Below are 8,920 nucleotides of genomic sequence, written 5' to 3'. Positions count from 1 at the left end.
GTGCCCGCCACCGGCGGGGACATCGCGGGCATCCTCGGATGGGACCAGGCCCGCAGGGTGTCCAGGTCGCTGTCGCCGCCCGCGGTGATGTCGCGCGACGTCACGTCGGCCAGGTCCTCTACCTCGACCTCGATGGGGTCCATGTGCACCGCACCTCGCTTTCTGTGTGCTTCTCGTACCGTTTCCTCTGGTCAGGACCGCCCAAGCGCGTCAGCGCGGGAGCAGCCCCGTTCGGTGGGCCGCGAACGCGTGCGCGTCCGCGGCCAGTCCCACCGCTCGGCTGACCGCGCGCGGGCCGTGCCCGACGTCGCGTTCGTACCGGAGCAGGACCGGTGGGCGCCCCCTGTCCGACGCCGCTGCCAGGAGCGCCGCGCACATCTTGCGCGGGTGGGCGGCGTCGGTGCGGGTGTCGCCGTGGAAGCCGGTGAGCAGGACGCTCGGGAAGCGCAGCCCGGACGTGTGCAGGGCGGCGCCGTCCACCGCCCGGTGGTAGGGGGAGTAGGACATCAGGGCGGCGAAGTCGTCGGGGTTGGCCGCGGTACCGAACTCCCGCGTCCACATCCGGCCCAGCCCCATCCGCTCGAACCGGGCCATGTCCGCGAGCGGCGCCGAGGCGATCACGGCCCCGCACAGGTCAGGGCGGGCGGTAGCCGCGGCCAGGACGAGCAGGCCGCCGGCCGACCCTCCGGACAGGCACAGCTGGGGACGGGTGCACAGCCGTGCCGTGACCAGGGCGTCGGCGGAGGCCACGAGGTCCTCGACGGCGCGCGGCTTGGCGCGGCCGGATCCGGCCAGGTGCCACGCGCGGCCGGCGTCGCCGCCCCCGCGCACGTGGGCGACGGCGTACCGCCCTCCGGAGAGCAGCCAGGCCAGCACCGTCGCGCTGAACCCGAACTGGCGCGGGCGGCCGAAGCCCCCGTAGGCGTGCAGGATGGTCGGACCCGGTCCGGAGACCGGGCGCCCACCCGCGCCCACCGCCTCGAACACGGTGACCGGGACCCCCGTACCGTCCTCGGAGCGGCACCACAGCACGGTGCGCTCCACGGCGGGGGAGGGCGGGGCCTCCGCGGCGTCCGGCGGCCAGTGGCGGGGCCGCGGCGCGCCCGGGGGCAGGCGCAGGACCCGCTGCTGGGTGGCCACGTCCGCGTACGCCAGGTACACCGATCCGTCGGGGGCGGTCTCGGGGGTGGAGACCATGCCCTCGCCGGGCAGGCCCACCGGGTACAGGAGTTCGCCGGTGCGGGCGTCGTGGACGGAGGCCTCGCTGATCCCCAGCCGTGTACGCGACACGAACAGAGCCGGGGCGTGCGGGCCCGCCCCGGGGGCTGCGTCCAGCGGGGCGGGTGGGAAGACCGCGAACGCGTCCAGGGTGGCGCCGCTCTCCTGCGGCACCACCTCGCGCCAGTGCTCCACGCCGGGTTCCTCGGGGGAGACCGCGCAGATACGGCGCCAGGGCGCGCCCAGAGTGGTGCGCAGGTACAGGAGGCCGTCCGGGCCCAGCCGGGCCTCGGTCTCGCCCTCCGCGCCCACCTGGACGGGTCTGAGCGCGGGCCTTGCCGCGTCGCCGTCGGACAGGTCGGCGAGCCACAGGTCGGTGCGGTGGCCGGTGCCGTGGCCCTCGGTGACCAGCAGCCATCGGTCGCCCAGGACGCGGACCCCGGGCACGGTGCCGGGTGCCGTACAGGCGTGGACGAGCGTCTCCGCGCCGTCCCCGACCCGGCGCAGCCACACGCCGCGCACCCCCCGTTCGCCGTCGCGGCGCACATAGAAGAACGAGGGGGTGCCGCCGGGGGCCCAGGCCACGTGGGAGTAGCGCACCCCCGCTACGTCCGGTCCGCACGGGGCGCCGGTGGCGGTGCGCAGGACCCGCAGGGACCCGCGCTCCACCCCGCCGCGCGAGGTCTGTACGGCGACCAGGTCGCCGCCGGGGCTGGGCTCCCAGGCGTCCAGGGTGGTGCGGCCGGTGGGGTCCTCGGCAGCGGGGTCGTAGACGGTGCGCGGGGGCGCGGTGCCGTCCAGGGCGACCAGGCGGGGGTGCTCGCTCCCGGCGGGGCGCACGGTGGAGAACACCGCCCCGGGGCGGTGGACGGGGACGCTCCACAGGTCGGTGTCCACGAGGGAGCGGATGCGGTCGGCCAGGGGGGCGCGCAGGGGCCAGGTGGCGGCCTCGCGCTCGTACTCGTGTCGGCGTTCGTCCAACCAGTGCAGTGTGGCGGGGGAGTCGGCGGTTTCGAGCCAGCGGTGGGGGTCTGGCACGGTGCTGCCGTGCAGGGTGTCGACGACGTGGTCGGGGGCGAGGGCGGCTCCGGGGGCTCGGTTGCGCACCATCACATGGTTCAGGTGGGCCGAGCGGACGGTCAAGCAACAGCTTCCTTGCCCACAGGAACGCGAATATGTCCGAGTGGTTAGGTTTGAGTGGATCTCGGAGGGCTGTGGGGGTCTGTTCCTCCGAGGGTGCGCCAGGTCCGAACGGGTAGGAGCCCGGATGCGGGGCGAGCGGTCCCGCGGACCCATCGGGGCGAGAACGGGATCCGGGAGTAGATCATGGACGAGACGGTGCAACGGCGCCCGGCGTCGGCCGGACGCTCGATCCTCGCCGCCGCGGGGTTCGCCGCGGCCGTCATCGCGGTCGCGGCGGTGGGCGGGGCCGCGGCGAGCGGATCGGGCGAGGTCTACGCGGGACTGGAGCTGCCCTCCTGGGCGCCGCCCGCGTGGCTGTTCGGCCCCGTCTGGACCGTGCTGTACGTGGCCGTCGCGCTGGCCGGTTGGCTGGTGTGGCGCGTGTCCGGGCTGAGAGGGGCGCCGGCCTTCTTCGCCGCCTACGCGCTCCAGCTCCTGCTCAACGCGGCGTGGACGCCGCTGTTCTTCGGCGCGGGCCTGTACGGTGCGGCGTTCGTCGACATCGCCGCACTGGCCGTGGCGGTGGCCGCCGCGGCCGTCCTGGGGCGCCGGCACAGCCCCACCGCGGCGGTGGCGCTCGCACCGTACCTGCTGTGGGTGGTCTTCGCGGCCGCGCTCAACCTCGCGATCCTGACGGCGAACTGAGCCCCGCGCCCGGGACGAGGGCGGGGCGGCCCCCGCGTCGCGCGGGAGGCCGCCCCGGGGGACACCTCTGGAAGCCGGCGGGTCGCCCGGGAAAGCCGGACGGCGCCGCTGCGGGCCCCGGGAGCCGGAGCGGCTCCTGAAGGGCCGGTCAGGAGTTGTCGGGGTGGCCGATGGCCAGACCGCTCTCCTGGTCGAAGAAGTGCAGCTGGCTGACGTCGACCGACAGGCTGATCGTGCTGCCGGGACGCACCTGGCTGCGGGGGCTCACCCGCGCGGTGAAGAGCGAGCGGTCGCCGCCCAGCGGCAGTGCTGCCTCGGCGCTCTCCTCGTCGCCCGCGGCGTCCCTGGCCAGCGCGGTGGCGTCCTCGTGGCGCACCGGCGGGGCGTCGATGCCGAAGATGATGTTGATCTCGGTACCCAGCTCCTCGGTGACCCCAGCGGTCACCTCGATGCGCGGGTCGTCGTCGCCGGAGAACTCGGCGTCGTTGAAGTCCGAGGGGCGGATGCCCAGGATGACCGAGCGGCCCAGGTAGTCGCGCAGCTTCGGACGGGCGTCCAGGACCGACGCGGGGACCGGCAGCTTGTGCTCGGCGAACTTGAGCGTGGCCCCGCTGCCGTCGGCGGTCAGCTCGGCGTCGACGAAGTTCATGGCGGGGGAACCGATGAACCCGGCCACGAACAGGTTGACGGGGGAGTCGAACAGGCGCTTGGGGGTGTCGACCTGCTGGAGGCGGCCGTCGCGCAGCACCGCGACCCGGTCACCGAGGGTCATGGCCTCGATCTGGTCGTGGGTGACGTAGACCGTGGTCACGCCCAGGCGCTCGTGGAGCTGGTTGAGGGAGGCGCGCATCTGCACGCGCAGCTTGGCGTCCAGGTTGGACAGCGGCTCGTCCATGAGGAAGGCGCGGGGCTCGCGCACGATCGCGCGGCCCATGGCCACGCGCTGGCGCTGACCGCCGGAGAGCGCACCCGGCTTGCGCTTGAGGTAGGGCTCCAGCCCCAGCATCTCGGCCGCATCCTGCACGCGGCGGGCGATCTCGGGCTTGGGGACCTTGCGCAGCTTCAGGCCGAAGGCCAGGTTCTGCTCGACGCTCATGTGCGGGTAGAGCGCGTAGTTCTGGAAGACCATCGCGATGTCGCGGTCCTTCGGCGGACGGTCGTTGACGATCTCGTCACCGATGACCAGCGTGCCCTCGGAGATCTCCTCCAGACCGGCGATCATGCGCAGGGCGGTCGACTTTCCGCAACCGGACGGGCCGACGAGCACCATGAACTCGCCGTCCTCGATCTTCAGGTTCAGGTTGTCGACGGCCTTGACGTCGCCGCCGTAGATCTTGTCAACGCCCTCAAGGACGATCTCCGCCATGGTTTCAGCTCCCGCGCTGGGGTCGAGGTGGGGGTGACGGGGATCTCGTGGCCGAAGGCCCGCGTCACCCAGCCCGGAGTTTTCGAAGTTGATCGAAACGGGCCGCTTTTCTGATCACATCAGACACGATCGTGATCGAAAAGTCCAGGCTTGGCCGGATGTCGATCCGATTGCGGTCAGTCGCAAACTCCACCCGCCCAGCTGGCGTGGCGGCCTCAGGTGCGTTAGCCTGTCCGACGGTTCATCGCTATCTCTCCTCCAGACACTCGAAGCGGCGGCCACGACACGGCAGCCGGGTTGAGGCATCCGGTTGGGGAGTCTGGGTAACCTAACGACCAGTCCAGCACTGGACGGACCGGTTGTGCGGCCCCCGCTCGTCCGATTGGACGCTGCATCACGCGCCAGGTGCAGTTGGGATCGGGTGAGGGGCGGAGTACCGCGACCGGGCGGGGGGTTGGACCCGGAAAAGGCCCGGACATCCAGTAGACAACGGTCTTCCGAGCTCGCCGCCGACGGGACGGAGCCGGTCCGAAGGGTGGCTCGGGCCTTTTCCGCGTCCCCCCAATATGCTGACCGCCAGGACCTCACCAGCCAGCGGAAAGCGAGCACCCCCACGTGGTTGCCGAGCACACCGAGCAGGGCACCGCCCAGGCCTCCGACAGACCCTCGCCGCACCAGCAGGGGTCGGAGCGCAGGACGACCCGTGCGCGCTCCCTCGCCTCCGCCCTGCCGCCGGGACATCTCTGGGGCCGTCGCGACCTGCTCTGGCGCACACTCGCCGCGGCCGTCTCCGGCCTCGCGCAGCTCTTCGCGCTCCCGCCGTTCGGCCTGTGGTGGCTGGGCCCCCTCAGCGCGGCCCTGCTCGCCTTCGCCGTCGCCGGGACCCGCCTGCGCCGCGCAGCCTGGCTCGGCGCCCTCGCGGGAGGCACCCTCATGGTGCCGCTGGTGCGCTGGCAGGACATCTTCGGCGTGGACGTGTGGCTGGCCATCGCCGGCCTGGAGACCGCCTACTTCCTCCCCATGGCCATGGGGCTGGCGCTCGTCATGCGCCTGCCCGGCTGGCCGCTGTGGACCGCGGCCCTGTGGGTGGCGCAGGAGGCCGTGCGCGCCCGCCTGCCCCTGGGCGGCTTCCCGTGGGGCAAGCTCGCCTTCGCCCAGCCGGACACGCCCTTCGTCGGCTACGCCGCCCTGGGCTCCTCCGCCCTCGTCTCCTTCGTGGTCGCCCTGACCGGCGGTCTGCTGCTGTGGAGCGCCCTGAGCGCCGTCTCCGCCCGGACGCGGGGCGCGGCGACGGGCGCCGTCCAGCCCCCGGCGGACGCGGCAGGACCCGGGGGGAGCGGAGCGGACGGTGCGCGCCCGCCCCGTGCCGGGTGGATCGCGGCCGCCGTCGGGCTGGCCGCCTGCGCCGCCCTCGTCGCCGGAGGCGCCCTCGCCCCGGCGATCGGCCGCCCCGCCGTCTCCCACACCGTCACCGTCGGCATGGTCCAGGGCAACGTGCCCAACGTCGGTGGGATCTCCATCCTCGGCGAGCGCATGGAGGTCCTCGGCAACCACGTCGACGGCGTCCACGAACTCGCCGCCGGCGTCAGGGCGGGGGAGTACCCCCAGCCCGACATGGTGCTGCTGCCCGAGAACGCCAGCGACCTCGACCCCTACCGGGACCCGACCGCACGCGAGGTCATCGACGCGGCCGCCACCGACGCGGGCGTCCCCCTGCTGTGGGGCATGAGCCGGTTCAACGACGACGGCACCCGCTACGTCAGCAGCGTCGTGTGGGACCCGGAGACCGGCCCCGGCGAGCTGTACGACAAGCGCTACCTGGTGCCGTTCGGCGAGTACGTCCCCTACCGCGACTTCTTCACGCAGTTCGTCGACCGCCTCCGGCAGGTCAGTTCGGACGCCCTCCCCGGTACCGAGCCCGGCGCCCTGGACGTGGGCGACACCACCCTGGCCGTCGGCATCTGCTTCGACGTCGCCTTCGACGTACCGGTACGCGAGTCCGTGGCCGCGGGCGGACAGGTCATCGTGATCCCCACCAACAACGCCAACTACAACTTCACCGGCCAGTCCGACCAGCAGCTCGCCATCACCCAGCTGCGCGCGGTCGAACACGGCCGCCCGGCGGTGGTCGTCTCCACCAGCGGCGTCAGCGCCGTGGTCGCCCCCGACGGGACCACCTCCTACCGTTCCCCCGAGGGCGAGCCCGACATCCACGTGGCCGAGCTCGACGCCATGGACGGCACCACCGTGGCCACGCGGCTCGGCGCCGCCCCCGAGGCGTTCCTGAGCGCACTCGGAGCCGCGGCGGTCCTGGCCGCGCTCGTCCTCGGCCGCCGCCGGGCCTGAGGCCCGGCGCCACACGGCCCCGGCCGGCAGTGTCGGGCGTGTTCGCCCACGGGTGAGAGGCCTCACCGGGGAACCATTACGCCCACGGGCGCGTTCATCCCTGTAAGGGAGGACCCGTTGGCCGACGATCCTGAGGATGGACCCGCATGCCGCTGCTGACAGTGCTGGCGCTCATGGCGCTGCCGTTCCTCGAAGTGTGGCTGATGATCGTGGTGGGCGGCTGGATCGGCGTCCCCTGGACGCTGGCAGCGCTGGTCTCACTGATGGTCCTCGGCGTGGCCGTGCTGCGCCGGGCCGGGACCAAGGCCTTCCAGGACGCGGACAAGGCCATGCGCTCCGGCGAGCCGCCGCGCGGCGGCCTGCTCGACCCGCTCATGCTGATGGCGGGGGGCGTGCTGCTCGTCATCCCCGGCTTCATCACCGCCGTGCTGGGCCTCCTGCTGGCCCTGCCCTTCACCCGCCCTGCCCTGCGCTGGGCGTTCGCCGGATGGGCGCAGCGGCGGATGGGCAAGATGCAGGACCGCATGAACCAGGAGTTCGTCGCGCAGGGCGCCGACGGCCCCGGGCGGGGCGGACGCACGGGCGACCCCTTCGGAGGCCGCCCAGGCGCCGACCCCTTCGGACGCCCTCCCGGCGCCGGCGGAGCGGAGGACGCCCCCGCGGCCGACCGCGGACGCGTCATCCAGGGCCGGTTCGAGCCCACTGACCGCGACGACACCCCCAGCTGATCCATCCACCTCCCGGGGCAGGCGCGCTCCCGGGAGCGACGAGGCCCGCCGCGGATCGCCCCACGGCGGGCCTTGTCACGCACGGATCGGCCCCCGGTCAGTCCCGGTCGTGGAAGTGGGCCTGGAGCGCGCGTACCTCCTCGGCGAGGGAGTCCACCGGGCCGTCCACCTCGACCCCGGGCACGACCTCGTTGACCGGCAGGGCCCGCACGGGGGCCGGGGGCAGCCCCCACCCCGCCAGCCAGGACGCCAGCTGGGCCGAGGAACTCGCGTACACGATCCGGCCGAGGCCCGCCCATCCGTGCGCTGCCGAGCACATGGCACAGTGCTCCCCCGAGGTGTACACGGTCGCCGCGGCGCGCTCGGCCGGGGACAGGCGGGTCGTCGACCACCGGGCGATCGCGAACTCCGGGTGCTGGGTTCCGTCGCCACCGCTGACGTGGTTGTAATCCTCGAACAGTACGGTCCCGTCCGCCGCGACCAGCAGCGATCCGAACGGCTCGTCACCCGCCGCCAACGCCTCGGCGGCCAGCTCGACCGAGCGCCTCAGGTGCCGCAGGTCGGTCTCGTCCACCATGCTCCCTCTCCCCTCACGCCGCGATCCCTGGTCGCGGTCCGCGCCACGGTACCGCCGCGCGGCAGCGGGCGGCGAACTTCCGGCGGCGTTCGTCCCCGGGCTCCGCTAAGGTGCCGGGCCATGACCGAACCCTCCTTCCTGACCCTCACCCGCACGGCCTACGACGCCGTCGCCGTCGAGTACGCCGAACTCCACCGAGACGAGCTGGGGTGGATCCCGCTCGACCGCGTGATGCTCGACCTGTTCGCCGACCTGGTCAGCGCCAGGGGCGGCCCGGTGACCGACGTGGGGTGCGGCACAGGGAGGGCCACCGGGTACCTGGCGGGGCTGGGGGTGGACGTGTCCGGCGTCGACCTCTCCCCGGGGATGCTGGACATCGCCCGGAGCACCTACCCGGACCTGTCCTTCCGCGAGGGGTCGATGACCGCCCTCGACCTGCCGGACGCCTCCCAGGCCGGGATCTCGGCCGTGTACTCGATCATCCACGTGCCGCTCGACCTGCTGGCGGGGGTGTTCGCGTCGTTTCGCCGGGCACTGGTCCCCGGCGGTGAGGTGATGGTCGTGTTCCAGGTCGGCGAGGAGCCCCGGCACATGGGGCCGGTACTCGGCCACCCCGTCGAACTGGTCTTCCACCGCCGCACGACGGAGCAGGTCGCGGCACTCCTGGAGGAGGCCGGACTGGTCGTGCACACGCGGGTGGTACGCGAGCCGGAGGGCACCGAGCTCACGCCCCACGCCCACCTGTTCGCCCGTAGGCCGCTCGCGGGCTAGGCCGTGTTCCGCGGATCATTCCGGGCTCGCAACCGCCAGGCTGCCTCTCGCTGCGCCGACCACGCTTGGACAGCCAGACCCGGGCTG

7 protein-coding genes are annotated in these 8,920 nt (G+C 73.5%); 4 read left to right on the top strand and 3 right to left on the bottom strand.

The window, feature by feature from the left end:
• Window positions 1-210: 210 nt before the first annotated feature.
• Window positions 211-2,328 carry a prolyl oligopeptidase family serine peptidase gene (locus ACFWTE_RS28995; protein WP_378783103.1) on the bottom strand — a complete coding sequence of 706 codons (2,118 nt, stop codon included), beginning with the start codon at window positions 2,326-2,328 and terminating at the stop codon, window positions 211-213.
• A 216-nt stretch (window positions 2,329-2,544) separates the two neighbouring features.
• Here ACFWTE_RS28995 and ACFWTE_RS28990 point away from each other — a divergent pair, with 216 nt between their 5' ends.
• Window positions 2,545-3,045 carry a TspO/MBR family protein gene (locus ACFWTE_RS28990; protein ID WP_378783102.1) on the top strand — a complete coding sequence of 167 codons (501 nt, stop codon included), beginning with the start codon at window positions 2,545-2,547 and terminating at the stop codon, window positions 3,043-3,045.
• Window positions 3,046-3,193: 148 nt separating this feature from the next.
• On the opposite strand, the gene ACFWTE_RS28985 is transcribed toward ACFWTE_RS28990, so the two are convergent.
• Window positions 3,194-4,411 carry an ABC transporter ATP-binding protein gene (locus ACFWTE_RS28985; RefSeq protein WP_378783101.1) on the bottom strand — a complete coding sequence of 406 codons (1,218 nt, stop codon included), beginning with the start codon at window positions 4,409-4,411 and terminating at the stop codon, window positions 3,194-3,196.
• Window positions 4,412-5,026: 615 nt separating this feature from the next.
• Here ACFWTE_RS28985 and lnt point away from each other — a divergent pair.
• The gene (lnt, locus tag ACFWTE_RS28980; protein WP_378783100.1) at window positions 5,027-6,757 is read left to right on the top strand and encodes an apolipoprotein N-acyltransferase; all 1,731 of its coding nucleotides are present in this window, start codon (window positions 5,027-5,029) and stop codon (window positions 6,755-6,757) included.
• A gap of 146 nt (window positions 6,758-6,903) precedes the next feature.
• Complete coding sequence (locus tag ACFWTE_RS28975) at window positions 6,904-7,485, top strand: FxsA family protein (RefSeq protein WP_378783099.1); 582 nt, start codon at window positions 6,904-6,906, stop codon at window positions 7,483-7,485.
• Window positions 7,486-7,582: 97 nt separating this feature from the next.
• Here ACFWTE_RS28975 and ACFWTE_RS28970 read toward each other — a convergent pair whose 3' ends face one another.
• Window positions 7,583-8,062, bottom strand: a complete 480-nt coding sequence (locus ACFWTE_RS28970) for a nucleoside deaminase (protein ID WP_378783098.1) — start codon at window positions 8,060-8,062, stop codon at window positions 7,583-7,585.
• 120 nt (window positions 8,063-8,182) lie between these two features.
• On the opposite strand from ACFWTE_RS28970, the gene ACFWTE_RS28965 reads away from it, so the two are divergent.
• Window positions 8,183-8,833 carry a class I SAM-dependent DNA methyltransferase gene (locus ACFWTE_RS28965; protein WP_378783097.1) on the top strand — a complete coding sequence of 217 codons (651 nt, stop codon included), beginning with the start codon at window positions 8,183-8,185 and terminating at the stop codon, window positions 8,831-8,833.
• Window positions 8,834-8,920: the final 87 nt, after the last annotated feature.

The sequence above is a fragment of the Nocardiopsis sp. NPDC058631 genome, from assembly GCF_042716955.1.
Lineage (GTDB): Bacteria > Actinomycetota > Actinomycetes > Streptosporangiales > Streptosporangiaceae > Nocardiopsis.
Note: the sequence above shows the minus strand (reverse complement) of the source record. Positions and strands in the feature narration are given on the sequence as shown.

What these genes read in the sequence shown, in the direction of transcription:
- ACFWTE_RS28995 (WP_378783103.1), bottom strand. Translation starts at nt 2,328, where the DNA reads ATGGTGCGCAACCGAGCCCCCGGAGCCGCCCTCGCCCCCGACCACGTC.
- ACFWTE_RS28990 (WP_378783102.1), top strand. Translation starts at nt 2,545, where the DNA reads ATGGACGAGACGGTGCAACGGCGCCCGGCGTCGGCCGGACGCTCGATC.
- ACFWTE_RS28985 (WP_378783101.1), bottom strand. Translation starts at nt 4,411, where the DNA reads ATGGCGGAGATCGTCCTTGAGGGCGTTGACAAGATCTACGGCGGCGAC.
- ACFWTE_RS28975 (WP_378783099.1), top strand. Translation starts at nt 6,904, where the DNA reads ATGCCGCTGCTGACAGTGCTGGCGCTCATGGCGCTGCCGTTCCTCGAA.
- ACFWTE_RS28970 (WP_378783098.1), bottom strand. Translation starts at nt 8,062, where the DNA reads ATGGTGGACGAGACCGACCTGCGGCACCTGAGGCGCTCGGTCGAGCTG.
- ACFWTE_RS28965 (WP_378783097.1), top strand. Translation starts at nt 8,183, where the DNA reads ATGACCGAACCCTCCTTCCTGACCCTCACCCGCACGGCCTACGACGCC.